This is a genomic window from Methylocystis sp. sgz306128 (assembly GCF_056032725.1).
Map to the genome: position 1 here is coordinate 241817 of NZ_JBVYWO010000002.1, position 24373 is coordinate 266189.

The following is a 24373-nucleotide window of genomic DNA, read 5'->3' on the forward strand; positions in this document are numbered from 1 at the left end:
AAGTCTAACCTATGAATTGTTATCGGAATGCAGCGCAAAAAATTAAATGAATTTGAAAAATTCTTGGCTCTGCAAGCATAAACTGACAGGGCAGGAGCAGCGCTCCGTCCTGAATGCGGGGCGGCGACCCGCCTTCTTTCGGAAGGCCGCTATTTCTGACGCTGGCGGATCAGCTCCTGCATCCGCCCGGCAGCAAGATCAGGCTGCTCCAGCAGGCCGCATTGATCCGCAAGCCGGAAGATTTCCGCGTAATGAACGATGTCGCGCGCGTTCTGCTGGTTGCCAAGCATGATGAAATGATCCTGCAGACCGTTCAGCCAGGCGAGAAACACCACGCCGCACTTATATTTCCATGTCGGCGCTTCGAAGAGCTTGCGTGAAAGCGCCACGGTGGGCTCGAGAATGGCGCGGAAGGCGGCGGCATTGCCCGCATCAAGCTCATGCATGGCCAGAGCGGCGATGGGCGCGATCGGATCAAATATGCCCAGCAGTGCGTGGCTGAAGCCCTGCTCGTCTCCCGCGATCAGTTCGGCATAATTAAAGTCGTCGCCGGTGAACATTTTCACGTTTTCGGGCAGGCGCCGCCGCATTTCGACTTCATATTCGGCCTTGAGCAGCGATATCTTGATGCCGTCGACCTTTTCGGCGTGGTCGGCGATCAGACCGGCCACAACATTCATCGCGGGTGTGATTGTCGCATGTCCCCAATAGCCGCGCAGCTGTGGATCGAACATGTCACCAAGCCAGTGCAGGATGACCCTGTCTCTGGCGCGGCCCAGCAAGTGGCCGTAAACACGGACATAATCGTGGGCGGACGCTGCAGTTCTGGCAAGCGCGCGCGAAGCCATGAGGATGATGCGTCCGCCGAGACCCTCGATGAAATCCATCTGTTCTTCGTAGGCGGCAACGACCTCGTCGATCGATTCGACCGTATCGGCGTCGAGCTGGTCGGTTCCGGCGCCGCAGGCCAGATCGGCGCCGGGCGTTTTCGCCGCCTCGTTTATCGAATATCGGATCAGTTCCTGCGCGTTCTCCCAGGAAAGGCCCATGCCGCGCTGAGACGTATCCATGGCTTCCGCCACCTTGAATCCAAGCCCCCAGAGACGGTGCCTTATGCGCATGGTCATTTCCCAGTCGGGCAGCGGCTGGCCCGTCAGGTCGACGCGGTGCGGATCGGCGACCACATGGGCTGCCGCATAGCAGATGCGGCTGCGAAACGGCTTCATCGCGATGGTGCCGAGACTTCTTCCGCTCATCTGATACGGCTGCATTGCGCCGGAAGCGTCGGGTAACAGAAGGTTTTGCGCCATGGCCCGCCTCCTTCGTGGATCAAAGGCGAATTCTAACAATTTGCCGCCCGTTTGGACAGTGATTTACGGCAAGAGTTCAGGCCGCAGCCGGAGAGAGCGGGCTGTCCAGATGGTTCAGGGCAAATCGGCTCTCCCTCGGACGAATTCCCCGGACGGGCGGAGCCTGCGGATTCAGGCGCCGCCGCCTGAATTTTGTCACCCTTCGGCAAAATGATCGTCCTATAATCGTTGCCTGAGTCGCGCATTCTTTGATGCAAGGCACGAATTCACGTATCGGATGGGAGTTTACACATGCGTTATAACCAATTGGGCCGGACGGGCATTTTCGTTTCCGAATTATGTCTGGGCACCATGACTTTCGGCGAGGCCGGCGGCGCGGGAAACTGGGGCATGATCGCCGATGTCGATCAGGATGCCGCTGATCGCATCGTTGCGCGATCGCTGGCTGCCGGGGTAAATTTCATCGATACGGCGAATGTCTATTCGTTTGGCGATTCCGAGCGGCTGCTCGGGCAGGCGCTGCGCAATGTCGGGGCGCGTCGTCAGGATGTGATTGTCGCCACCAAGGCGGCCAGTCCGATGGGAACAAGGCCGAACGAGCGCGGCGCCTCGCGCGGCCATATCATGGATCAGGTCAAGGCGAGCCTCGATCGGCTGCAGATGGATCATATCGACCTCTATCAGATTCACGCTACCGACAGCGTCACGCCGATCGATGAAACCCTGCGCGCACTGGATGATCTGGTTTCCTCCGGCATGGTGCGCTACGCCGGTGTTTCGAACTGGCAGGCATGGCGCATAGCTAAAGCGCTGGGACGTTCGGAACTGCGCGGCTATGCCCGGTTTGAAACCATTCAGGCTTATTACTCCATCGCGGGGCGCGATCTTGAACGCGAACTTATGCCCCTGATACAGGATGAACAACTGGGTCTCATGGTCTGGTCGCCTTTGGCGGGCGGGTTGTTGTCGGGCAAATATGGCCCGGGTTCCACGCAAAATGACAAGGGCCGTCGCGACAGCTTTGATTTTCCGCCTGTGAACAAGGATCGCGCCTGGGCCTGTGTCGAGGTGCTGCGCGAGGTGGCGGCAAAGCATGCCGCAAGCGTGGCCACTGTGGCGCTTGCCTGGATTCTTGCCAAACCTTTCGTCACCAGCGTCATCATCGGCGCCAAGCGCATGGAGCAGCTCGAGCAAAATCTGGCGGCCGTGAATGTGCAGCTCGATGCGGAAGATATGCGCCGTCTCGACGAAGTGAGTGCGCTGCCGCCGGAATATCCCGGCTGGATGCTGGAGCGGCAGAATGCAGGCAGAAGGCCTGCGCCATTCATTGAGCAATCAAAGTAAATTCACAACGGAAGGCTGCTGTTCTGGTGGTCTTCCGGCCCTAAGCCTCAATGTCCATCTTTCATCATAATGATATCGTGCATCATCCGTATCATATGGCGACGCAATTTTGGCTTTAAGACAAGTGCATAGCGGACAAGGTCGACGATATACGGTTCATTGGCGTAATAAAGCATTTCTGTCTCATTTTGATTGAGCGGAATGCTGGGCCTTTGATCATCCCCGGATTCTATATCTGTAGGTATGATTGCATTGTTCATCGGATTTTCTTTGAATTAAAATTGCCGTAATTAAGTCAAAGTTTAAATTAAATCATTTTTGATAAAACGCAACAAATTCGTCAGTTTACTTTTTTATACTATAGTAAATGCCATAAAATATTATGATATGACGATAAGTTTGAGCTTAGTCTCTATGCGTTGGGTAAGTTACCGAGGCGCCGGTCCGGCCTGTTTTCGGGCAAAATGGGCGGAGCTTGGCGCAGGAGCCGCGCCGGAGTTCGATTGCGTTTCGCAGCTTTCATGGCAACATGCGGATGATCTGGCGTACTGCCGCCGGCCCTGGCATGTAAACGGTGTTGATCGACATGGTTCGTGGTTTCGCGCTGCTTCTCATCTGCCAGTTGGCTGGCGAAATTGGTTCAAGAACAATGGCCCTGCCCATACCGGGGCCGGTGCTCGGACTGACCTTTCTGGTGCTCGGCATGATCGTCTGGAACCGGCTTCGCCCATTTGATGAAGCAGTCCTGACAGACAGCGGCCTTGGGCGGGTCAGCGACGGCTTGCTGGGCAATCTGGCGCTATTTTTCGTGCCTGCGGGTGTTGGTGTCGTGCAATATGCCGGGCTTGTCGGCGCGCATGGCTTTGCCCTTGCCCTGAGCCTGCTCGTTTCGACATTCCTGACCTTGCTCGTGACTGTGTTCAGCTTTGTGCTTGTCAAGCGATGGACGGGTGCCGGGCATGAGGAAGAAGGACCATGAATCCGTTCCGACTCTGGGTCTATCTTGCCACCACGCCGCTATTCTGGCTCACCGTGACGCTTGCGGCCTGGCTTGTCGCGGATTTTTGCGCCTACAAGGCGCGGCGGCACCCGCTCGTCAATCCTGTTTTGCTGGCGATTGCGCTGATCGCGGCTCTGCTTGAGGTCACGCATACGGATTATCAGACGTATTTCAATGGCGCCCAGTTCGTCCATTTTCTGCTCGGGCCGGCCACTGTCGCGCTGGCCGTGCCGTTTTACCGTAATCTGGCGCTCGTGCGGCGTAACCTGCTGCCCATGCTGGCGGCGCTGCTGGCCGGTTCCGCCGTCGCCATCGTTTCGGCGGTCGGCGTTGCCGCCATGATGGGTGTGCCGCGGCCCGTTCTGGTCTCGATCGCGCCAAAATCCGTGACGGCTGCTGTCGCCATGGCTATTTCGCAGGACATGGGCGGCATTCCCTCCCTGACGGCGGCGCTGGTGCTGACCACCGGCGTCATTGGCGCAATGATGGTGACGCCGCTGTTCAATGCCTTCCGCATCAAGGATTACGCGGCGCGTGGATTTGCCGTTGGCCTCGCGTCGCACGGCATCGGCACGGCGCGGGCCTTTCATGTCAGTTCGCTCGCTGGTGTGTTTTCCGGCATTGCCATGGCGCTCAATGCGGTTATCACGGCCTTCTTGGTGCCGGTTCTGCTGCGGCTCATGCTGGGAGAATAAATAATGTCTGAATGCACTGTGCTGCTCAGCGTCGCCGAAATGGCAAAGGCCGATAGTCTGACGATACGGGCCGGCATCAGCGCCTTTGACCTGATGGCGCGGGCGGGCCGGAGCGTCGCCGATGAAATTCTCCGGCATTGGGCCAGACGTCCGGTCGTGGTGCTGTGCGGGCCGGGCAAGAACGGCGGCGACGGTTATGTCATCGCCGCGCGCCTGCGCGAGGCGGGCTGGCCCGTCAAGGTCGCGGCCATGGCGGACCTCGCCCGCCTGACGGGCGAAACCGCCGAACATGCGGCATTGTGGGGCGAGGCGACCGTGCCGGTTACAGCGTCCGCGCTTGAAGGCGCGGGCCTTGTGGTGGATGCGCTGTTCGGCGCCGGACTTGACCGCCCTTTGCCGTCCGAAATTACGGCTGTTCTGGCCGGCGCAGCGAAGCGCGGCCTGCCTGTGGTCGCGGTTGACGTGCCAAGCGGTGTCATGGGCGACACCGGCGCCGCGCTCGGCGCTGTGCGCGCCACCATGACTGTGACCTTCTTTCGCAGGAAGCCGGGTCATCTCCTGCTGCCGGGGCGCGAACTTTGCGGGCGGGTGGTTGTGACCGACATTGGCATCAGCGACACGGTTCTGGATGAAATTGCTCCGCTTTGCGCCGGGAATGCGCCGGTGCTGTGGCGCGCAAAGCTGCCGCAGCTTGACCCGTCCGGCCATAAATATGACCGTGGCCATGCCCTGATTGCCGGCGGCTATCCAATGACCGGCGCGGCCCGCATGGCGGCGCGTGCGGCGGCGCGTATCGGCGCGGGGCTGGTCAGCATTGCCGTGGCGCAGGAGGCATTTTCCATCTATGCGGCTTCGCTGGCGTGCATCATGGTGCGGCCGCTGAATCGGGCCGGAGATTTTGATGCTCTGCTCGAAGACCGCCGGTTTTCCGCCTTTCTCATCGGCCCCGGTGCAGGCCTTTCCGCCGGGACGCGGGCAAAGGTTCTCTCGATGCTCGGCCATCGTAAACCCGCCGTGCTCGACGCCGACGCGCTCACCGTGTTTCAGGATGAGCCGCAGGCGCTGTTCGCGGCGCTGCACGAGCAATGCGTCCTCACGCCGCATGAGGGAGAATTTGCCCGTATTTTCCGTCATGAAGGCGACAGACTATCGCGCGCCCGTGCCGCGGCCCGGCAGAGCGGCGCGATCATCGTGCTCAAGGGCGCCGATACAATCATCGCCGCGCCCGATGGCCGTGCGCTGATCAATGCCAATGCACCGCCCTGTCTGGCCACGGCCGGTTCTGGCGACGTGCTGGCCGGTCTCATCCTCGGACTTATGGCGCAGGGCATGGCCGCATTTGACGCCGCTGCCGCTGCTGTCTGGATTCATGGCGCAGCAGGTGCAAAATTTGGCCCCGGCCTCATCGCCGAGGATCTGCCCGAGCAGATTCCCGCCGTATTGCGTGACATGGCCGCCGCTTGAGCCGTATCTGTGCAGCGACGGGAGGGCCGAAGTCTAAGCTCAGCTCTGATGAATCTGCCCGTCCACGACCTCGATGATCCGGTCGCAGCGGCGCGCCAGCGCCATATTGTGCGTCACCATGAGGAAGGTGGTGCCTTCGCGCGCATTGATGTCCCGCATGAGGCTGAAGACGCTGTCGGCGGATTTTGTGTCGAGATTGCCTGTCGGCTCATCGGCGAGCACGAGGTCGGGGTTCATCGCCAGCGCGCGGGCTATGGCGACACGCTGCTGCTGTCCGCCGGACATATTGGTGGCCTTGTTGCCGGCAACGTGATCAAGGCCAACCTGATGCAGGAGCGCCGCCACCCGCACGCCCATGCCATCATCGGGGAAGCCCCGGTCCGCCAGCAGCGGCATCATCACGTTTTCGGCGGCGGTGAAAGCGGAAATAAGATGGTGATACTGGAATACGAAACCGATGGAATGGCCGCGCAGATGGGTGATCTCCGCCTCGGAAAGGTCATGCGTGTCCCTGCCCTTGATGAATATGCGCCCGCTTGTCGGCCGGTCGAGGAGACCCATGATATTGAGCAGCGTGCTCTTGCCTGAGCCCGACGGGCCGATAAGAGCAAGAAATTCGCCGCTTGCGATGGACAGATCAATGCCATGCAGCACTTCGGTTTCCGAGGGCAGGCCGGGATTGTATACTTTCCGGATCTTTTCAAGGCGCAGCACCTCTTCAGCCACGGATTGCCTCCACCGGATCGAGCTGGGCCGCGCGCCATGCGGGCGCGATCGCCGCCATCAGCCCCGTAATGGTCGCGATTATGGCGGTGGTGATAAAAAGCTGCTTTTCCAGCAGCAGCGGAAACATCTCGCTGCCGTCGGCCTGCCGCGCCACCGAATGCCAATATATGAGCGCGCCCGCGCCGAGCATCGAGCCGATGCCCGAGCCGATGAACCCGAGCAGGCCGCCCTGCAACAGAAAGATGCGCAAAATCTGGCCGCGCGTGGTGCCCATCGCCCGCAGGATACCGATATCGCTCGAGCGCTGGATGACCGACACGATCAGCACCGCGGCAATGCCGAAAGCCACCGAAAGCCCGACAAATATGCGTATCAGCAGATTTGTGTTTTCCTGCGCCTGCACGGCCGTGAAAAACTGGCTGTTGGTCTTGATCCAGCTATCCGCCTCGATGCGATTGGAAGCCTGAATGACCTGCGCAAGTTTCTCGGCGTCGTAGATATTCTGCACGGTCAGATAAATCGCCGTGACGCTGCCGATCATGTTGAGCAGCGATTGCGCGGTGCGCAGCGTCACATAGACATTGCGCTGATTAACGCCTTTGTTGCCGAAATCCGCCAGGCCGACGATGGTCAGAACCACGCTGCTGCCCGTCGCAGAGCTGATGTTGAGCTTGTCGCCGAGCGTCGCGCCCAGATCGCTGGCCAGATCGACGCCGACCACCACATCCTGACTGGTGAGATTGGCCTGCCCTTTCACGATATAGTCGGGCAGCGGCACGATCTTGAAATAACTGGTCTGTTCGATGCCGGACAAGGTCACGGAGCGGCTCGCCGCCCCGCGGATGGCCAGTGCCGAGCCAGAAATGACCGGCGAGACCGCCGTGATCTCCGGCATAGCCAGCATCCGGTCGCGGATGGTCTGCCATTGGTCGATGGAGAGAATGCGCTGCGAGCGGCGCTGGATCGTCGCATCCTCGAAGGTTCCGGCACCCGAGCGCAGGGGCCGCGCCACTTCATCCAGCGGGATGAGCTGGATCTGCGGCTGCGAGGTCAGCACGCGCCTGATGAAATTGGCCTCCAGCCCGGCCAGCATCGCCGACATGAACACAATCACTGCGACGCCGATGGATATGCCGGTGATGATGAAGGCGGTCTGCATCCGCCCGTCGCGTAAAAAGCGCACGCCGACAATCCATTCGAAGGGCAGCCAGCGGTTCATCGCGGCAGCGGCCTTATCCGCTGGCCGTTGACCACGCCCGAAGCGGCGGGGATGACAAGATCGCCCTCCTTCAGCCCGTCAAGAATTTCATAATGGCTGTTGCCGTGAATGCCCAGCGTCACATAGTTCTGGCGCGCGCGTCCGTCGCGCACCATCAGCACCCAGGGCCTGACCGAGAGCGCATCATGCATGACGCTGGCCGGCACGATCAGCGTGTCGTCCTTGTGCGCCACCGAAATATCCACGGAAACAGTCATGTCCTGCCGCAGATAATCGGGCGGATTCTGCACCGAAAGCTTCACGTCGACAGAGGCGCGGGAAATATCGACGCCGGGGTTTATATAGCTCACCAGTGCGTTGAAGTGTCTGTCGGGATAGGCGTCGGCCGAAACGACTGCGCTCTGGCCAAGGGCGATCAGGCCGAGATTGCGCTCGTCAATCTGCAGATCAAGCTGAATCTCCCCGCTGGGCGCCAGCACCAGCAGCGCCTTGCCCGGCTGGACGACGGCGCCGCGCTCGACATTGCGGCTGATGAGAACGCCGTCGCGCGGGGCGCGGATGAGGGCGTAATCCAGCCGCGATTGCGCCAGATCGAGATTGGCGCGCGCCTCTTCATACTGGGTCTGGGCAAGGAGAGCGTCGCTGCCGCCGGGCGAGACGGAGCGCACCTGCAATTCGGCGGTCTGCTTCTGGGTGCGCGCAACATCGAGGTTTTTCTGGGCCTCAAGCATGAGGGCCTGCGTCGTATTGCCGGTTTTGAACAAAGCTGCAGTGCGGTTGTAGATATCCTGCACGTTCAGAAGGTTGGCGCTGGCCTGCTTGAGGCTTTCCTGCGCTGCGGGCAGGGTGAGTTCGGCAAGCTGCTGAAGCCGGGCCTGCGCCTGCGCCACGCTGGCCTGTGCCTGAACCAGGGCGGCTTTCAGCTCGCGCGAATCGAGCGCGATGAGCGCCTGCCCCTTTTTTACACTTTGTCCCTGCTCAACCAGTACGTCCTCTACGGTTCCGGTGATTTGGCTGCCGATTTCGACGCGGTAGGGCGTCTCCACATTGCCGCTCGCCACCAGCGTCTGAACGAGATTGCCGCGCGCCACGCGGTCCACGACCACTGTCGGCCCGATGAATATGCGCAAGCCCTGCCAGCCGCCGAAGCCCAGGACCGCAATCACGCTCAATATGAACCAGCGATGGTCCCAGATTCGCAGAGGCAGACTTCTTCTGGCTGAAATTGGCACGGTAATGACATCGGCCATGCGGTCCAAGCTCCTTCGGCTGCCAGCCTGTCCCCGGGCGGATGTTCTTGCATTGCGCTATATCAAGAATTGGGTTCAGCCCGATGCCGCGAGCAGGTCGAGCGCGTGCCGGGCGATCATCCATTCCTCATTGGTGGGTATGATATGAACCGCGACGGCGCTGCCGGCGGCATCGATGCGCGGCGCATGCGCCGCATTGGCGGCCTCGTCGAGCTTCAGCGCAAGCCAGCCGAGTCGGGCGCAGACCATCGCGCGCACCGGGGAGGCGTTTTCGCCGATGCCTGCCGTAAAGACCAGTCCGTCCAGCCCGCCGAGCGAGCTTGTCAGCGCGCCGATCTCCCGTGCGATGCGATACACGAAAAGTTCGACGGCGTCTCTGGCCTGCGGAGCGTCGCTGGCGAGCAGGCGCCGCATGTCGCTGGACAGACCGCCCGAGACGCCCAGAAGGCCGGATTCGTCGTAAAGCAGCCGGTGCACCGCCTCGTGCGTCATGCCGCGCTGCGCTTGCAGATACAGGATCACGCCCGGGTCGAGCGCGCCGCAGCGCGTGCCCATCATCAGCCCGTCCAGCGTCGAGAAGCCCATGGTCGTATCGATGCTCCGGCCAGAGCGCATCGCGCAAAGGCTGGCGCCATTGCCGAGATGGGCAACGATCACGCGCCCGTTGGCGAGGCCCGGCGCGAGGCGGGGCAGTTGCCGGCTGATGTAATCGTAGGACAGGCCGTGAAAGCCATAGCGGCGGATGCCTGCCGCCTCATAGGCGCGGGGCAGGGCGAACAGCTGCGCCAGCCGCGGCATGGTATGGTGGAAAGCCGTATCGAAGCACAAAATCTGCGGCAGATGCGGGCGCAGAACGGCAATCGGCCGCAATGGCGCCAGATTATGCGGCTGATGCAGCGGCGCGAGCGGCGTAAATGTTTCCAGCACCCGGACAATCTCCGCATCGGCAATCACCGGCGCGGCGAAATCCGGCCCGCCATGAACGATGCGATGTCCGATGGCGACGAGCCGGTCGCCGTTGAGGTGGCTTTCCGCCCAGCCGATGACGGTCTCCAGCAGCTGGCCGAATTCCGGCGGTTCAGGCCAGTTTTGCTCTGCCAGACAAACGCCGGCTGCTGAATGCACGATAAAATGCGGCGCAGTGCGCATGCCTTCAACCTGTCCCCGGCAGACGGGCCTGAGATCATAGCCGTTTTCAATCTCGAAAAGTGCGAATTTGATGCTCGAAGAGCCGGAGTTGAGCGTCAGAATGGCGTCAGCCACGGCCTTGCTCTCCCGATGCCGCAGCATTCGCATGCATCACCATCAGCAGCGCAACGGCACAGGAAGAGATGCGTGTGCGGGCGGAATCGGCCCGGCTGGTCAGGATAATGGGCACTTTTGCGCCAAGTATGATACCGGCGGCATCGCTATCGGCAAGAAAGGTGAGTTGCTTTGCCAGCATGTTGCCCGCCTCGACGTCCGGCACGAGCAGGATGTCGGCTTGTCCCGCCACGGGCGAGGCAATATTCTTTTCATGCGCCGCCGCAGGGCTGATCGCATTGTCGAAGGCCAGCGGCCCGTCGAGAATCGCGCCGCAGATCTGGCCGCGTTCCGCCATTTTGCACAGAGCGGCGGCATCGAGCGTCGATTGCATCTGCGGGTTGACGGTTTCCACGGCGGCGAGAATGGCGACCTTTGGCTGCGCGATGCCGATGATATGCGCCAGATCAATGGCGTTTTGCACGATATCGCGCTTTTCCATCAGGTCCGGCGCGATATTGACGGCGGCGTCGGTCACGAGCAGGAGGCGCGGATAGGTTGGCACATCCATCAGATAGACATGGCTGAGCCGCCGGCCGGTGCGCAGGCCCCTTTCGGGGTCGAGGACGGCATGCAGCAGTTCATCGGTATGAAGCGAGCCCTTCATCAGCAAGGCAGCCTCTCCCTGCCGGACAAGCGCAACGGCGGCCTTCGCGGCGGCTTCGCTGTGCGGCGCCTCGACAAGACGGAAACGGGCGATGTCTATGCCCGCTTCTGCCGCGGCCCGGCGTATCTTCGCGGGCGGGCCGACGAAAATGGGCTCGATCATGCCGGCCTGCGCCGCATCCGCCGCCGCCTCGATCGCGGCCGCGTCGCAGGGATGGGCGATCGCGGTGGGCATGGGTTTGATCCGCGCCACTTTCAGGCGCAGCGCTTCGAGCCGCATGTGGCGGTGTACCTGAATGTCGACTGCGGCGGAACGTGCCCGCCTTATCTTGCGTGCCGGCGCAACGACGTCGGCGGTCCCCGTTATCACCGTATCGCCAGCCTGATTGATGCAATGGCAATCGAGAAGCAGGGATTGGTCGGCTGCATTCTTGCTGGCGACGGTGACCTTGGCCCGCAACTGGTCGCCGATGCGCAGAGTGAGCGGAAATCGCAGGCTCTGGCCGCGGTGAATTGTTCCCGGTCCCGGCAAAACCGTGTCGAGCAGGGTTGATATCAGGCTCGCGGCCAGCCAGTTGGCGGCTGAGGGGTTCAGCTGCTCGGGGTTCATCTCGCCCGACAACACGCTGAACAGTTCCATGTCGTCATGCCGGATGATGCGCGTCAGGCTGGCGCTGTCGCCAACCTTGAGTTCCTCGAACAGGCGGTTCTCGATGAAATTATCCTGTGTCCCGGCTGTCATGCCATCCGCCCTTCCGCTCCGGCCCCGACGCGGACATGGTTGGCGAGACGGGGGCATTTGTCAAAAGAGCGGCGCATGAACTGATCCGGGACGAGGGCGGAAACTTGTCCAAGCCTGCCAAAAACGCCGGCCGGTTTCATTGATTCAAGGCAAATGTCCTGCCTTTGGCGTCAGGTTTGCCGCCGTCATTTCCATTTGGGCATGACACCGCCATATTGCGCAGTGATGGACTCGGCCTTGCGGCGCACACGGTCGCCCAGCACGGGGATGCGGTCATCGAGAATGCGCACCATTGGGCCGGAAATCGAAATGGCTGCGACAGGTTCGGCATTTTCATTATAGATGGCCGAGGCGATGCAGCGCAGGCCGATGGCATGTTCCTCATCATCAACGGCATAGCCGCGCTCGCGCGTGCGCCGCAGGTCGTCGCGCAGGCCATGCGTGGTGGTGAGCGTCTTGACGGTGATCTGCGGCATGCCCTGACTGTGCAGTATCTTGGCGATCTCCCCTTCATTCATGGCCGCCATGAGCGCCTTGCCGACGCTGGAGCAATGCAGCGGCACACGCCCGCCGGGCCGGGCGAAGGCGCGCATCATCTGCGAACATTCGATCTGCGCCAGATAGACGGCGGCAAATTGATCCTGCACCGCGAGATTGACGGTTTCGTCGCTTTCCTCCATCAGCGCGCGCATGTGCGGACGGGCGATGTTGACAAGATTACGTGTTTTCAGAAAGGCGCTGCCGGTCATGAAGGCCTGCATCCCCACCGACCACAGCCGCCGCTCCTGATCGAAATGCACATAGCGCTCCTGTTCCAGCGTGGTCAGCAGGCGATGTGCGGTGGAGGGCGAAAGCCCGACCTGCTGGGCAAGCTCGGTCAGCGATACGCCGCCCTCGGCGAGCGCAAGGCGGTTGATCAGGCTCAGCGCCCGCACCAGCGACTGCACCTGATCGGAACGCGGCGCGGCTGCAGCGAGCGGTTTTTCGCGGGGTAAATCCTTGGTCTTGACCTTATGGGCTGTTTTCCGTGCTATGCGCATGACCGGCTCCGTTTTGCATATAGTGAAATTAATTCCATATTGCAAAATTTCAAGGGACAATTTCATGTAGTGTTGAAGTCGGCGCAAATACGGAAAAATGCCAAGAATTACAGGATTTTTGCAGCCGGAATGCAGATTTTGTTATAAATATGCCAATTATCCGGCGTTTTTATCATTTGATGCCGGGAATGAGGCGATGAATTTTGGCTGGCGCGCGCCGGGTTCGTAACTGAGCTAGCATTTCAGCAAAAATCGCTAAAAAAGACAGATATTTTTTCGATTTGAAAATTATATAAATTATTGATTTTAAATATAATAACTTATTATATTTCATAATGCGGTAAAGATTTCAAATCGTATCGACAAAGGCGTTTTCTTCGGCTGTAATCGACCCATAAAACATATGGGAGCGGATAATGGCCAAGATGAGAGCTGTCGAAGCTGCGGCGCGGGTTCTGGAGCGGGAGGGTGTCAGGACGGCCTTCGGCGTTCCCGGCGCCGCCATCAATCCCCTTTACGCGGCACTGAAGAAACATGGCGCCATCCGCCATATTCTGGCGCGCCATGTCGAGGGGGCCTCACATATGGCGGACGGTTTCTCGCGCGCCAAAGCCGGCAATATCGGCGTTTGCATCGGCACGTCCGGCCCTGCCGGCACCGATATGATCACCGGCCTCTATGCTGCCAGCGCCGATTCCATTCCCATCCTGTGCATCACAGGCCAGGCGCCTCGCGCAAAACTCCACAAGGAGGATTTTCAGGCCGTCGATATCGAGACCATCGCCAAGCCCGTTACCAAATGGGCGGTTACAGTCCGCGAGCCGACCCTAGTGCCCTATGTCTTCCAGCAGGCATTCCATGTCATGCGCTCGGGCCGCCCCGGTCCGGTGCTGATTGATCTGCCCATCGACGTTCAGATGGCCGAGATCGAGTTCGACGAAGAGACCTACGAGCCGCTGCCCGTCTATCGTCCCGCCGCCTCGCGCCGGCAGGCCGAAAAGGCATTGGCCATGCTCTGCGCCTCGGAGCGGCCGCTGATTATTGCCGGCGGCGGCATTATCAATGCTGATGCCTGCGACCTGCTGGTCGAATTTGCCGAACTGACCGGCGTTCCGGTCATTCCCACGCTGATGGGCTGGGGCTCCATCCCCGATGATCATCCGCTGATGGCGGGCATGGTCGGCCTGCAGACCAGCCACCGTTACGGCAATGCCACCTATCTTGAGTCGGATTTCGTCTTTGGCATCGGCAACCGCTGGGCCAACCGTCATACCGGCTCCATCGACGTGTACACCAAGGGCCGCAAGTTCATCCACGTCGATATCGAACCGACGCAGATCGGACGCATCTTCGGCCCGGATCTGGGCATCGTCTCGGATGCGCGCGCCGCGCTGTCCCAGTTCATCGATGTCGCAAAGGCGATGAAAGCGGCCGGTACGCTCCCCGATCGCAGCGAATGGGCAAAAGCCTGCGCGCATCGCAAGCAGAACATGCTGCGCCGCAGCCATTATGACGCCGTGCCGCTGAAGCCGCAGCGCGTCTATCAGGAAATGAACGAAAGCCTTGACCGGGATACCTGCTATGTCACGACGATCGGCCTGTCGCAGATTGCAGGGGCGCAGTTCCTGCACGTCTATAATCCGCGTAACTGGATCAATTGCGGTCAGGCCGGCCCGCTGGGCTGGACGCTGCCCGCCGCGCTCGGCGTGCGCGCCGCTGATCCCAAACGCAAGATTGTCGCCCTCTCCGGCGACTACGACTTCCAGTTCATGATCGAGGAACTGGCCGTCGGCGCGCAGCACAAGCTGCCCTATCTGCATATTGTCGTGAACAATTCCTATCTTGGCCTCATCCGGCAGGCGCAGCGTAATTTCGAGATGGATTTCGAGGTTTCGCTGGCCTTCGAGAACATCAATGTCGCGCCCGAGGGCGATGCGGTGCCCGGCTATGGCGTTGATCATGTCGCGGTGGCGGAAGGGCTGGGCTGCAAGGCCATCCGGGTGAAAAGTCCGAATGAGTTCAAAAGCGCCTTTGCGCGTGCCAAGGCCCTGATGGAGCAATATCAGGTGCCCGTCGTGCTGGAATTCATCCTCGAGCGGGTCACCAACATATCGATGGGTACAGAAATCGACGGCGTCAACGAATTCGAGGATATTCTCTGCCTTGATCCGTCGCTCTCCTTGCGCAAGCGGGCGGATCTGAACCAGCCCCCTGCGGCCCGCGCCTGATCGAAGCGAGGTGAATCATGCCAAAATTTGCCGCCAACCTGACCATGCTGTTCAACGAGGTTCCGTTTCTCGACCGCTTTCAACTGGCGGCCGAGGCGGGCTTCAAGGGCGTGGAGTTTCTCTTTCCCTATGAATTCGACCGGCGGGAGATCGCCAGACGTCTTGCCGATAACGATCTCAAGCTGGTGCTGCATAATCTTCCCGCCGGAAACTGGGCGGGCGGCGAGCGCGGTATCGCCATCCTGCCCGAGCGCAAGACCGAATTTCGCGATGGCGTGGCCAGAGCCATCGAATATGCGGCGGCTCTGGGCTGCGATCAGGTCAATTGCCTTGCCGGAATCGTGCCCGCCGAAGCCAGCGCGAGCCTGTTGCGCGGCACATTCATCGAAAACCTGCAATATGCCAGCGAGGCGCTGGCCCGCGCCAAGATCAGGCTGCTGATCGAGGCGATCAACACGCGAGATATTCCGGGCTTCTATCTCAACCGCACGGCACAGGCGCTCTCTGTGCTGGATGCCGTGCGCTCCGACAACCTCTTTCTGCAATATGACATCTATCACATGCAGGTGATGGAAGGTGACCTTGCCCGTACGATGGAAGCCAATCTGGCGCGCATCGGCCATATCCAGCTTGCGGATAATCCGGGCCGGCATGAGCCCGGAACCGGCGAGATCAATTATCCGTTCTTATTTCAACATATTGATAAAATTGGCTATTCTGGCTGGATCGGCTGTGAGTACAAGCCGGCGCAATCCACGCTGGCGGGGCTGGGCTGGCGCACGGCCATGGGCGTTGCCTGAACATTGAGAAAGAGGATCAGCACATGACGAAGATCGGTTTCATCGGCCTTGGCATTATGGGCCGCCCCATGGCCGCCAATCTGATAGCTGCGGGCCATGAGCTTTATCTCTATGCGCCCAGAACGGTGCCGGAAGAGCTTGTCGCCGCGGGCGGGCGGGTCTGCGCGTCGTGCCGCGAAGCCGCGGAAAAGGCGGAGATCGTCATCATTATGGTGCCGGACACGCCACAGGTGGAGGACGTGCTGTTCGGCCCGTCTGGCATAGCCGAAGCGCTGCCGGGCGCAGGACCGCGCAAGACGATTGTCGACATGAGCTCAATCTCGCCGATCGCCACCAAGCAATTCGCCGCCAGAATCAACGCCTGCGGCGCGGATTATCTCGATGCGCCGGTCTCCGGCGGTGAAGTGGGCGCCAAAGCGGCCACGCTGACCATCATGGTGGGCGGCGAAGAGACGGTCTTCGAGCGGATCAAGCCGGTTTTTGAGAAACTGGGCAAGAATATCACGCTGGTCGGCGGCAACGGCGACGGCCAGACCACCAAGGTCGCCAATCAGATCATTGTCGCTCTCAACATCGAGGCGGTGGCCGAAGGGCTGCTTTTTGCCTCGAAGATGGGCGCTGATCCGGCCAAGGTGCGCCAGGCGCTGATGGGCGGATTTGCCTCGTCGAAAATTCTTGAGATCCATGGCGAGCGCATGGTCAGGCGCACGTTCAATCCCGGTTTCCGCATTGAATTGCATCAGAAGGACTTGAATCTTGCGCTGCAGAGCGCCAAAACTCTGGGGCTCTCGCTGCCCAATACGGCGATGGCGCAGGAATTGTTCAATGCCTGCGCCGCACATGGCGGCAAGGCTTGGGATCATTCGGCCATGGCCCGGGCGCTGGAGCTTATGGCCAATCATAAAATCGCGCCCGACACTTAGGCGCGGCAGGGAAGGACTATAAAATGGGCGAGCGGCACAGGCAGGTGCTTTCAGACATGTTCGCGGCCGCAGTGGCTGCCGCCCAGCCCGCCCGCTCCATTGCGGCGCATCTTCCCGCCCGGCCGGCCGGGCGCACTGTCGTGGTGGGCGCGGGCAAGGCGGCCGCCAGCATGGCCGCGGCGCTGGAAAACCTCTGGGATGGGCCGCTGGAAGGGCTGGTGGTGACACGCTACGGCCATGGCGCGCCAAGCAGCCGCATCAAGGTGGTCGAGGCCAGCCATCCGGTGCCGGATGCCGCAGGCCCGGCGGCAGCGCGCGAGATTTTGCGGCTGGTCAGCGGGCTGAGCTCGGATGATCTCGTCATTTGCCTCATTTCCGGTGGTGGCTCGTCGCTGCTGACCCTTCCCGCCGATGGCCTCACCCTTGAGGACAAGCAGGCGATTAACCGCGCCTTGCTTAAAAGCGGCGCGCATATCGGCGAGATGAACGCGGTGCGCAAACATCTTTCCGCCATCAAGGGCGGACGCCTCGCGCTGGCCGCCGCGCCCGCCGAGTTGGTGAGCCTCATTATCTCAGATGTTCCGGGCGACGATCTTTCCGTCATCGCCTCCGGCCCGACCGTGCCCGATGTCACCACTTCGGCGCAGGCGCTGGCCATTCTGGATAAATATGCCATCGAAATTCCTGCCCATGTGCGGGCTCATCTGCAAAGTTCCGGCTCGGAGACGCCCAAGCCCGGAACGGCGGCTTTTGCCCGGGTCAGCAACCGGCTGATCGCCAGTCCACAGATGTCGCTGGAAGCTGCGGCGGAAATCGCCGTCCGGGCGGGCTATACGCCGCTTATCCTTGGCAATGCCATTGAAGGCGAGGCGCGCGAAGTCGGTATCGTCATGGCGGGCATAGCCAGACAATGCGCCGCGCATGGCCAGCCTGTCCGCACACCCTGCTGTCTGATTTCGGGCGGCGAGACCACGGTTACGGTGCGGGGCAAGGGGCGCGGCGGTCGAAATGCCGAATTCCTGCTCAGCCTGATGATCGCGCTTGACGGCCATGCGGGCATATCGGCGCTGGCGGCGGATACGGACGGCATAGACGGCAGCGAGGACAATGCCGGAGCGGTCTTTGTTCCCGACAGTCTGGCGCGCGCTGGCGCCATGGGCCTGAAAGCTGCGGATTATCTCGCCCGGAACGATGCCTATTCTCTGTTTGCGGCGCTGGGCGATCTGGTGATGACCGGGCCGACGCTCACCAATGTCAATGATTTCAGGGCGATACTGATCGATAGCTGAGGCCGGTCAGTCGAGATCGGAGAAAATTTCCCTGAGGTTGGTTTTCTTGAGCGCGGGCCGGTCGAGATTCAGTTCGTCATTGATGTGATGCAGGTGATGCAGCATCAGTGACGCTGCTCCGTCCGCGTCGCGCCGGCGGATCATGTCGACGAGGCGGCTGTGTTCGTCATTTGAACAATTTATGCCGCCCGGCGTGCCAAACAGGCCAATGATCAGCGAGGTGCGGGCCACCAGCTGCTTGACGATATCCTCCAGCACCTGATTGCGCCCCATCTGCGCGAGCGAGACATGAAAATCGCCGGAATGGCGGATGGCGCTGCGCCGGTTCTTGCGCGCCTTGGCTTCCATCTCGATGCTCACCTTCGATTCGAGCAGGCGGATGTCCTCATCGGTGGCGTGGCGCACCACGTTGCGCACGATTGTCGGCTCGATGATGCAGCGGGCCTCGAAAATATCGCGCGCATCCCCGGCGGTGGGCTCGGCGACAAAGGCGCCGCGGTTGGAATGAAGCTGGATGATTTCCCGCCCCGCCAATACGAGCAGCACGCGCCGGATACGCGTCCGGCTGACCTGAAATATATCGCACAGGGCGGCCTCGGAAAGCTTGGTGCCGGGCGGAAGGCGCTGTTCCAGAATGGCAGAATGGATGCTTTCGATGATACGTGCTTCGGCTGCCCGGGCGTCCTCGCCCTCCACCGGCGATTCCATTTCGATTGATTCGCTTTCGTGAAACACGCCAGAGCTCCGCAATTCCAACCCGCTTGATCCCCGATTCATCTTACTCGCTCTCATAATAAGCACGTGCGGAAAATTTGTGCATCAAAAATGGCGCAATGCCTAAAAATAATATGCAACAATTCTGAACCAGATTGTTGACAATTTTTCAAGTGAGGATTTTACTCATGATGTTCCAGAGGAGGCGCGGGTTTCCTGGAGCATAAGAATTTCGGGAGGAAGACGATGAAACGCAGAGATCTCTTCAAGGCGGCCATGGCGGCCGGAGTTTCGGCCCTGGCTTTCGGATCGGTCGCCGGTGGCGCGGCCTATGCCGCTGAACTGAAAATAGGTTTTGTAGGCGTCACCAGCGGCCCGGCCGCGGCCTGGGGCACATCCAACGTGCGCTCCATGCAGACGCTCGCCGATATGATCAATGCCAAGGGCGGCGCTGAGATCGGCGGCACCAAATACAAGATCGATATCGTGACTTTTGACGACCAGAAGGACCCCAAGCGCTCCATCGAAGGCATGGAGAAGATGGCCCAGGAAGGCGTTCACTATGTCGTGGGCCCGAATGTCGATGACGGCGCCGCCGCAGTGCGCCCCGTTGCGGAAAAAAACAACATCATCTATTTCCCCTATGCCTTCCCCAAGGAGCTTTACACCAAGCCTGCATCCAATGCCGTGCTCGGCATGATCGCCAATTATCAATCGGGTCCGGCGATCTATAAATATCTCAAGGAGCATATGGGCGTGAAAACGGTGGCCTTTATCGCCGCCAATGAATCCGATCCGCTCAGTCAGCGCGACAGCGGCGTGGCCGCGGCCAAGGCGCTTGGCCTGAATGTCGTGGCCGACAAGGACACCTACCAGAACGATACGCGCGATTTCGCCCCTGTGATCGCGCCTATCGTCAAGCAGAAGCCGGATCTCATCGTGCTGTCGGGCGTGTCGCCGGGCAATGCGCCGCTGCTCATCCGCGCCGCGCGCGAACTGGGCTACAAGGGCCTGATGTCGACCGAAACCGCGCAGGACGCCAAGGTGCTTGAGGAAGGCGCGGGCGAACTGGCCAACGGCTTCATCTCGGTGGGCGGCGCCTCGACCCCGGAAATCCGTTCCAAGGAGATGGAGGACTTTATCGCCAATTACACCAAGAAGTTCGGCGAATATAATGACGAGTCCAACACCAAGGTCTATGCGCTCGAATATATCCTCGACACGATGAAGGCCAATCCGAAGGCCATAGACAATGTCGATGAATTCAAGAAGACCATGGACACCTTCTCCGCGCCCAACCCCTATCTTAAGGGCGATAAGACGCTGAAATATGTCGGCATGACCTCCTTTGGCCAGAAGCGGCAGATTTCGATACCGATGGTGGTCACCCAGTTCGAGAACGGCAAGTTCGATACGCTGTTCGTCGGCGAGGTTGACTGAACCCCTGTCTTGTTCCCGGGCCTGAACTTTGTTTCAGGCCCCTTTTTCCGGATGGGCTCTCATGGAACAGGCTCTGGCCAATGGCCTTTATCTTGGTGCGCAATATGCACTGATCGCGCTGGGCTTGACCCTCGTCTTCGCTTTGATGAACGTTCTGAATTTCGCCCATGGCCAGATGTTTGTGCTGGGCGGATTCATCACCTATACGATTTACGGGCGGCTGCACTGGCCCTTCTGGGTGGCGCTGGCGGCCTCGGCTCTGACTTTGGCGCTGGTGGGCGCGCTGTTTGAGCGTGTCCTGTTCCGAACGGTGCTCAAACGAAGTTCGCGCGAGGAAAGCACGATGCTGCTTGCCGCGGGCACGGCCTTTTTCCTCGATGCGGTGATTCTGCTGCTGTTCGGGGAAAAGCAGCGCGGCGTTCCCAAGATCATCAATGGCCTGCTCGACCTTGACGTGATCATCATGCCCTATGACCGCATTCTGATCGGCGTGCTGTCGGTGGCGATGATTGCCGCATTCATTCTGTTCATGCAATACAGCAAACCGGGCCGGGCCATGCGCGCGCTGGCGCAGGACCGCGTGGCGGCACAGCTTATGGGTGTCGATGTCGAGCGCTATTCCATGCTCGGCTTTGCGCTGGGGGCGATGCTGGCCGGCGTGGCGGGCGGGCTTCTGGTGGCCATAACCGGCGTCAATTCCGGCATAGGCGGGCCGGTCTCGATCAAGGCCTTCATGATGGTGATGATCGGCGGCGCGGGCGTGATTTCCGGTGCGATTATCGGCGGCTTCATCCTTGGCATGCTGGAAGCCGTGCTGCTGACCACGCTTCATGCCTATGGCGATATCACTTATCTGGTCATTTTCGGTTCATTGATGGTGTTTCTGAGCATAAGGCCGCAGGGCCTTGTCGGCAAACCGTGGGGTTGATGCCATGACGCGCTCCTTTCTTCTGTCCACACTGGCTTTCATTATCGTTGTGATGGTGGTCGTGCCTGTCGCGATCACGGCTTCGGGCCAGTTCGATCTTTTCTATACGCTCACGTCGGTGGCCTTGCTCAGCATAGCCAGCGCCGGAGTCTGGCTGACCTTCTACATCGGCCGCATCAATATCGGCCAGGGCGCCTATGCCCTGCTCGGCGGCTATACGTCCGCCATCCTCGTGGTGAAATACGGGTTTTCATTCTGGCTGACTCTGCCGCTGGCGGGGCTGGTCTGCGTTATAGCCAGTATCCTGATCGGTCTGCCCATCCTGCGCCTGCGCGGCGTCTATTTTGCCATGATCTCGCTGGTGCTGACGCAGGTTGCGCAATTGCTGGCGCTGGCTCTGCCCATCACCAATGGCGCCAAGGGCATGGTCAGCCTGCCCCTGCCCGGCGCGCTGCGCATCTTTGGCCTGACGCTCATCCCGGATTTTGCGACGCTGGCCAATCTGAAACTCGGCTTTTACTACCTTGCCGTGGTGCTGATGCTGGTGTGCTTTGCCGGAATGTATCGCCTGACCCGCTCGCGGCTGGGTGCGCTTTGCGTGTCTCTGCAGCAGAATGAGGATCTTGCCGCCTCCATCGGCGTGAACATCGCTTATCTGCGCATCATCGCCTACGCCATCTCGTCGTTTCTGGGCGGCATCGGCGGGGCGATATTCGTGGCCATATCGCAGTCGATCTATCCGTCGAGCTTCACCATCGCCGATTCCATCAACTTCATGCTGAATTGTTTCCTTGGCGGGCTTGGCTATGTCTTCGGCCCGATGCTGGGCACGCTGGTGCTTTATTTCGGCTGGGACCTGCTTTTCCAGACGGGCCAGTTCCAGCTTCTGATTTTCTCCAGCGCGCTGATCATTCTGATGCTGGTGCTGCCAAACGGCCTGCTCAGCCTGCGGCTGTTCAAAATGGCGAAGGGAGGAAGCAATGGCTGAATTTCTGGCTGTTCAGGGCATTACGCGGCGGTTCGGCGGACTTGTCGCGGTCAATAACGTGTCCTTCACCGTCGATCAGCATCAGATCGTCTCGGTGATCGGGCCGAATGGGGCGGGCAAATCCACCCTGTTCAAGCTGATCTCGTCCTTTCTCAAGCCGAGCGCCGGCGAGGTCCGTTTCAGGGGAGAGCGCGTTTCGGGCCTTGCGCCCCATATCGCGGCGCGCCGGGGTGTGGTGCGCACCTTTCAGGAAGCGACCATCTTCCGCTCCATGACGGTGCGCGAAAACATCATCGTCTCGCATCACCTGCGCTCGAAGGCGAGTCTGGCGGGCTACTTCTTCAATACGGCGCAGGCGCAGCGCGACACCGAGGATTTCAGCCGATCGGCTGACCGTATCCTGGATCTGCTCGGTCTTACGCATTTGCAGTCTGAACTGGCGAGCAGCCTGCCGCAGGGCCATCTGCGTGCTCTTGGCATGGCGATCGGCCTTGCCACCAACCCGCAGGTGCTGCTGCTCGACGAACCCTTTGCCGGCATGAACCATGACGAAACCATGCGCATGGTGGATCTGGTACGCGGGGTGCGCGATTCGGGCATCACTATCCTGCTGGTGGAGCATGACATGCCTGCGGTGATGAAAATCTCCGACAAGATCGTCGTGCTCAATTTCGGTGAGAAGATTGCCGAGGGCACGCCCGGCGAAATTCAGTCCAATGAACGGGTCATCGAGGCCTATCTCGGCATCGAAGACGAATCGATAGGGCTTTAGCCATGACCGACATTCTGGAATTTTCCGACGTTCAGCTTTATTACGATCAGGTTTACGCGCTCAAGGGCGTTTCGCTACGTGTGCAGCAGGGTCAGACCGTGGCCCTGATCGGCGCCAATGGCGCGGGTAAATCGTCCATTCTGCGCGCCATCACGGGCATCAGGCCGATCAGGAGCGGAGAGATCCGGTTCGATGGGCAGAAAATCAACGGCATGAGTGCCGCCGCCATCGTGCAGCGCGGAATTTCGATGGTGCCGGAAGGCCGCAGGGTCTTTCCGCTCATGTCGGTCAAGGACAATCTGATGATGGGCGCGTTCACGCGCAGCAGCAAGGCGGAGATCAGCGAGAGTCTCGAGCGGATTTTGACACGCTTTCCCCGTCTCAAAGAGCGCTATACTCAGGCGGCGGGCACGATGAGCGGCGGCGAGCAGCAGATGCTTGTCATCGGCAGGGCGCTGATGTCGCGGCCCAAACTGCTTTTGCTCGATGAGCCCTCTCTGGGCATTGCCCCCAAGCTGGTGCAGGAGATCGCCCGCTCCATCGTCTCGATCAACCGCGACGAGAAGGTGAGCGTGCTGCTGGTCGAGCAGAATTCGCGCATGGCCCTGCGTATTTCGCATCAGGCCTATGCACTTTCGCTCGGTGAAGTGGCCCTGCACGGCAAATCGGAAGAACTTATTCAGGATGAGCGCATCAAGTCGCTCTATCTGGGCGGCGAGATGTAAGCGGAGCCATTCATGCGTATTTTGGTGATCAACCCCAATTCCACAGCATCGATGACCGAAAAAATCGGCGCCTGCGCCCGTCGCTTTGCCGCGCCGGGCACGATGATCGGTGCGGTTAATCCGGTCAATGCGCCGGTGAGCATCGAGGGCTATCACGACGAGGCCATGTGCCTTCCCGGCCTGCTTGGCGAAATGCGCAAGGGCGAGGCCGCGGGCTATGACGGCTATATCATCGCCTGTTTCGACGATACGGGCCTCGGCGCCTGCCGCGAGGCGGCCAGCGGCCCGGTGCTGGGCATCTGCGAGGCCGGAATGCATGCAGCCTCCATGCTGGCAAGCCGTTTCTCGGTGGTGACCACGTTGCCGCGTTCGATTCCCATCATCGAGGATCTGGCGCTCAGCTATGGCATGGAGCGCCGCTGCCGCAAGGTGCGTGCCGCCAATATTCCGGTTCTCGCCCTCGAGGAAGAGGGCAGCGGCGCCCGCGAGAAGGTGCTGGCTGAAATCCGCCGCGCTGTCGCCGAGGATGGCAGCGAGGCCGTGCTGCTCGGTTGCGCCGGCATGGCCGATCTGACCGAATGGCTCAGCGCCGAGGCCGGGATACCGGTGCTCGACGGTGTCGTTTGCGCGGTCAAGATGGTGGAAGCGCTGGTGGGTGCGGGCCTGAAGACCAGCAAGGTGGGCGCCTATGCCGCACCCCGGATCAAATAGCCAGATGTATTGCGCGCCAGCTGAGAAAAGCGGCGCTGCGCCGGCGCTTATCCCGAAAACAGCCTGATCCGTTCGGCTTGGCTCTTGTCATTTCGCGCGCGCGTGATTAGGCAGGTGCGGCGGCACGCCTTGCGTTGCGCGTTGATGGAACCCATAT

General features: G+C 60.5%; 23 protein-coding genes. 14 read left to right on the plus strand and 9 right to left on the minus strand.

Features of this window, described 5'->3' with window-relative positions:
• Nucleotides 1–149 precede the first annotated feature (149 nt).
• On the minus strand, nucleotides 150–1310 hold the full coding sequence (locus tag AC0N03_RS05025; RefSeq protein ID WP_474287475.1) for a dihydrodipicolinate synthase family protein: 1161 nt from the start codon (nucleotides 1308–1310) through the stop codon (nucleotides 150–152).
• Between the two features lie 291 nt (nucleotides 1311–1601).
• Between AC0N03_RS05025 and AC0N03_RS05030 the strand changes: the two genes are divergently transcribed.
• Nucleotides 1602–2654, plus strand: coding sequence for an aldo/keto reductase (locus AC0N03_RS05030; RefSeq protein WP_474287476.1), 1053 nt, complete (start codon nucleotides 1602–1604; stop codon nucleotides 2652–2654).
• A 47-nt stretch (nucleotides 2655–2701) separates the two neighbouring features.
• On the opposite strand, the gene AC0N03_RS05035 is transcribed toward AC0N03_RS05030, so the two are convergent.
• The gene (locus tag AC0N03_RS05035; protein ID WP_474287477.1) at nucleotides 2702–2914 is read right to left on the minus strand and encodes a hypothetical protein; all 213 of its coding nucleotides are present in this window, start codon (nucleotides 2912–2914) and stop codon (nucleotides 2702–2704) included.
• Between the two features lie 326 nt (nucleotides 2915–3240).
• On the opposite strand from AC0N03_RS05035, the gene AC0N03_RS05040 reads away from it, so the two are divergent.
• The 3 genes from AC0N03_RS05040 to AC0N03_RS05050 are packed head-to-tail and all read left to right on the plus strand — an operon-like array spanning nucleotide 3241 to nucleotide 5813.
• On the plus strand, nucleotides 3241–3633 hold the full coding sequence (locus AC0N03_RS05040; protein WP_474287478.1) for a CidA/LrgA family protein: 393 nt from the start codon (nucleotides 3241–3243) through the stop codon (nucleotides 3631–3633).
• Nucleotides 3630–4349 (plus strand): LrgB family protein, encoded by a 720-nt coding sequence (locus tag AC0N03_RS05045; protein ID WP_474287479.1) that lies wholly within the window; start codon nucleotides 3630–3632, stop codon nucleotides 4347–4349. The genes AC0N03_RS05040 and AC0N03_RS05045 overlap by 4 nt, the downstream gene beginning before the upstream one ends.
• A gap of 3 nt (nucleotides 4350–4352) precedes the next feature.
• Nucleotides 4353–5813: an NAD(P)H-hydrate dehydratase gene (locus tag AC0N03_RS05050; RefSeq protein WP_474287480.1), complete on the plus strand. Its 1461-nt coding sequence runs from the start codon at nucleotides 4353–4355 to the stop codon at nucleotides 5811–5813.
• A 39-nt stretch (nucleotides 5814–5852) separates the two neighbouring features.
• Here AC0N03_RS05050 and AC0N03_RS05055 read toward each other — a convergent pair whose 3' ends face one another.
• The 6 genes from AC0N03_RS05055 to AC0N03_RS05080 form a co-directional block, all read right to left on the minus strand.
• Nucleotides 5853–6539, minus strand: a complete 687-nt coding sequence (locus AC0N03_RS05055; protein ID WP_474287481.1) for an ABC transporter ATP-binding protein — start codon at nucleotides 6537–6539, stop codon at nucleotides 5853–5855.
• Entirely contained in the window at nucleotides 6532–7758 is a 1227-nt protein-coding gene (locus AC0N03_RS05060) for an ABC transporter permease (RefSeq protein ID WP_474287482.1), read from the minus strand. Before AC0N03_RS05060 ends, AC0N03_RS05055 begins: the two co-directional genes overlap by 8 nt.
• Nucleotides 7755–9008 carry an efflux RND transporter periplasmic adaptor subunit gene (locus tag AC0N03_RS05065; RefSeq protein WP_474287483.1) on the minus strand — a complete coding sequence of 418 codons (1254 nt, stop codon included), beginning with the start codon at nucleotides 9006–9008 and terminating at the stop codon, nucleotides 7755–7757. The genes AC0N03_RS05060 and AC0N03_RS05065 overlap by 4 nt, the downstream gene beginning before the upstream one ends.
• A gap of 75 nt (nucleotides 9009–9083) precedes the next feature.
• On the minus strand, nucleotides 9084–10271 hold the full coding sequence (locus tag AC0N03_RS05070) for an acetate/propionate family kinase (protein WP_474287484.1): 1188 nt from the start codon (nucleotides 10269–10271) through the stop codon (nucleotides 9084–9086).
• Nucleotides 10264–11658 carry a bifunctional enoyl-CoA hydratase/phosphate acetyltransferase gene (locus tag AC0N03_RS05075; RefSeq protein WP_474287485.1) on the minus strand — a complete coding sequence of 465 codons (1395 nt, stop codon included), beginning with the start codon at nucleotides 11656–11658 and terminating at the stop codon, nucleotides 10264–10266. Before AC0N03_RS05075 ends, AC0N03_RS05070 begins: the two co-directional genes overlap by 8 nt.
• A gap of 185 nt (nucleotides 11659–11843) precedes the next feature.
• A complete protein-coding gene (locus AC0N03_RS05080) occupies nucleotides 11844–12698 on the minus strand; it encodes an IclR family transcriptional regulator domain-containing protein (protein ID WP_474287486.1) in 855 nt (284 codons plus the stop codon).
• Between the two features lie 416 nt (nucleotides 12699–13114).
• Here AC0N03_RS05080 and gcl point away from each other — a divergent pair, with 416 nt between their 5' ends.
• Genes gcl through AC0N03_RS05100 form a run of 4 tightly spaced genes read left to right on the plus strand, consistent with a single transcriptional unit; the run spans nucleotide 13115 to nucleotide 17938 of the window.
• A complete protein-coding gene (gene gcl / locus AC0N03_RS05085; protein WP_474287487.1) occupies nucleotides 13115–14926 on the plus strand; it encodes a glyoxylate carboligase in 1812 nt (603 codons plus the stop codon).
• Nucleotides 14927–14943: 17 nt separating this feature from the next.
• Entirely contained in the window at nucleotides 14944–15726 is a 783-nt protein-coding gene (otnI, locus tag AC0N03_RS05090) for a 2-oxo-tetronate isomerase (protein WP_474287488.1), read from the plus strand.
• A gap of 23 nt (nucleotides 15727–15749) precedes the next feature.
• Nucleotides 15750–16649 (plus strand): 2-hydroxy-3-oxopropionate reductase, encoded by a 900-nt coding sequence (gene glxR / locus AC0N03_RS05095; RefSeq protein ID WP_474287489.1) that lies wholly within the window; start codon nucleotides 15750–15752, stop codon nucleotides 16647–16649.
• A gap of 23 nt (nucleotides 16650–16672) precedes the next feature.
• Nucleotides 16673–17938: a glycerate kinase type-2 family protein gene (locus AC0N03_RS05100; protein WP_474287490.1), complete on the plus strand. Its 1266-nt coding sequence runs from the start codon at nucleotides 16673–16675 to the stop codon at nucleotides 17936–17938.
• Nucleotides 17939–17944: 6 nt separating this feature from the next.
• Here the strand turns inward: AC0N03_RS05100 and AC0N03_RS05105 are convergent, their stop codons facing one another.
• Nucleotides 17945–18673, minus strand: a complete 729-nt coding sequence (locus AC0N03_RS05105; RefSeq protein ID WP_474287491.1) for a GntR family transcriptional regulator — start codon at nucleotides 18671–18673, stop codon at nucleotides 17945–17947.
• 255 nt (nucleotides 18674–18928) lie between these two features.
• Here AC0N03_RS05105 and AC0N03_RS05110 point away from each other — a divergent pair, with 255 nt between their 5' ends.
• The 6 genes from AC0N03_RS05110 (at nucleotide 18929) to AC0N03_RS05135 (ending at nucleotide 24216) form a co-directional block, all read left to right on the plus strand.
• Nucleotides 18929–20092, plus strand: a complete 1164-nt coding sequence (locus AC0N03_RS05110; RefSeq protein ID WP_474287709.1) for an ABC transporter substrate-binding protein — start codon at nucleotides 18929–18931, stop codon at nucleotides 20090–20092.
• A gap of 61 nt (nucleotides 20093–20153) precedes the next feature.
• Nucleotides 20154–21020 (plus strand): branched-chain amino acid ABC transporter permease, encoded by an 867-nt coding sequence (locus AC0N03_RS05115; protein ID WP_474287492.1) that lies wholly within the window; start codon nucleotides 20154–20156, stop codon nucleotides 21018–21020.
• A 4-nt stretch (nucleotides 21021–21024) separates the two neighbouring features.
• Nucleotides 21025–22008 (plus strand): branched-chain amino acid ABC transporter permease, encoded by a 984-nt coding sequence (locus AC0N03_RS05120; RefSeq protein WP_474287493.1) that lies wholly within the window; start codon nucleotides 21025–21027, stop codon nucleotides 22006–22008.
• Nucleotides 22001–22780, plus strand: coding sequence for an ABC transporter ATP-binding protein (locus AC0N03_RS05125; RefSeq protein WP_474287494.1), 780 nt, complete (start codon nucleotides 22001–22003; stop codon nucleotides 22778–22780). Before AC0N03_RS05120 ends, AC0N03_RS05125 begins: the two co-directional genes overlap by 8 nt.
• A gap of 2 nt (nucleotides 22781–22782) precedes the next feature.
• The gene (locus AC0N03_RS05130; protein WP_474287495.1) at nucleotides 22783–23505 is read left to right on the plus strand and encodes an ABC transporter ATP-binding protein; all 723 of its coding nucleotides are present in this window, start codon (nucleotides 22783–22785) and stop codon (nucleotides 23503–23505) included.
• Between the two features lie 12 nt (nucleotides 23506–23517).
• Nucleotides 23518–24216, plus strand: a complete 699-nt coding sequence (locus tag AC0N03_RS05135; protein WP_474287496.1) for an aspartate/glutamate racemase family protein — start codon at nucleotides 23518–23520, stop codon at nucleotides 24214–24216.
• Nucleotides 24217–24373 lie beyond the last annotated feature (157 nt).

What these genes read in the sequence shown, in the direction of transcription:
- glxR (WP_474287489.1), top strand. Translation starts at nt 15,750, where the DNA reads ATGACGAAGATCGGTTTCATCGGCCTTGGCATTATGGGCCGCCCCATG.
- AC0N03_RS05100 (WP_474287490.1), top strand. Translation starts at nt 16,673, where the DNA reads ATGGGCGAGCGGCACAGGCAGGTGCTTTCAGACATGTTCGCGGCCGCA.
- AC0N03_RS05110 (WP_474287709.1), top strand. Translation starts at nt 18,929, where the DNA reads ATGGCGGCCGGAGTTTCGGCCCTGGCTTTCGGATCGGTCGCCGGTGGC.
- gcl (WP_474287487.1), top strand. Translation starts at nt 13,115, where the DNA reads ATGGCCAAGATGAGAGCTGTCGAAGCTGCGGCGCGGGTTCTGGAGCGG.
- AC0N03_RS05025 (WP_474287475.1), bottom strand. Translation starts at nt 1,310, where the DNA reads ATGGCGCAAAACCTTCTGTTACCCGACGCTTCCGGCGCAATGCAGCCG.
- AC0N03_RS05035 (WP_474287477.1), bottom strand. Translation starts at nt 2,914, where the DNA reads ATGAACAATGCAATCATACCTACAGATATAGAATCCGGGGATGATCAA.
- otnI (WP_474287488.1), top strand. Translation starts at nt 14,944, where the DNA reads ATGCCAAAATTTGCCGCCAACCTGACCATGCTGTTCAACGAGGTTCCG.
- AC0N03_RS05060 (WP_474287482.1), bottom strand. Translation starts at nt 7,758, where the DNA reads ATGAACCGCTGGCTGCCCTTCGAATGGATTGTCGGCGTGCGCTTTTTA.
- AC0N03_RS05045 (WP_474287479.1), top strand. Translation starts at nt 3,630, where the DNA reads ATGAATCCGTTCCGACTCTGGGTCTATCTTGCCACCACGCCGCTATTC.
- AC0N03_RS05065 (WP_474287483.1), bottom strand. Translation starts at nt 9,008, where the DNA reads ATGGCCGATGTCATTACCGTGCCAATTTCAGCCAGAAGAAGTCTGCCT.
- AC0N03_RS05075 (WP_474287485.1), bottom strand. Translation starts at nt 11,658, where the DNA reads ATGACAGCCGGGACACAGGATAATTTCATCGAGAACCGCCTGTTCGAG.
- AC0N03_RS05120 (WP_474287493.1), top strand. Translation starts at nt 21,025, where the DNA reads ATGACGCGCTCCTTTCTTCTGTCCACACTGGCTTTCATTATCGTTGTG.
- AC0N03_RS05135 (WP_474287496.1), top strand. Translation starts at nt 23,518, where the DNA reads ATGCGTATTTTGGTGATCAACCCCAATTCCACAGCATCGATGACCGAA.
- AC0N03_RS05130 (WP_474287495.1), top strand. Translation starts at nt 22,783, where the DNA reads ATGACCGACATTCTGGAATTTTCCGACGTTCAGCTTTATTACGATCAG.
- AC0N03_RS05080 (WP_474287486.1), bottom strand. Translation starts at nt 12,698, where the DNA reads ATGCGCATAGCACGGAAAACAGCCCATAAGGTCAAGACCAAGGATTTA.
- AC0N03_RS05040 (WP_474287478.1), top strand. Translation starts at nt 3,241, where the DNA reads ATGGTTCGTGGTTTCGCGCTGCTTCTCATCTGCCAGTTGGCTGGCGAA.
- AC0N03_RS05125 (WP_474287494.1), top strand. Translation starts at nt 22,001, where the DNA reads ATGGCTGAATTTCTGGCTGTTCAGGGCATTACGCGGCGGTTCGGCGGA.
- AC0N03_RS05030 (WP_474287476.1), top strand. Translation starts at nt 1,602, where the DNA reads ATGCGTTATAACCAATTGGGCCGGACGGGCATTTTCGTTTCCGAATTA.
- AC0N03_RS05050 (WP_474287480.1), top strand. Translation starts at nt 4,353, where the DNA reads ATGTCTGAATGCACTGTGCTGCTCAGCGTCGCCGAAATGGCAAAGGCC.
- AC0N03_RS05115 (WP_474287492.1), top strand. Translation starts at nt 20,154, where the DNA reads ATGGAACAGGCTCTGGCCAATGGCCTTTATCTTGGTGCGCAATATGCA.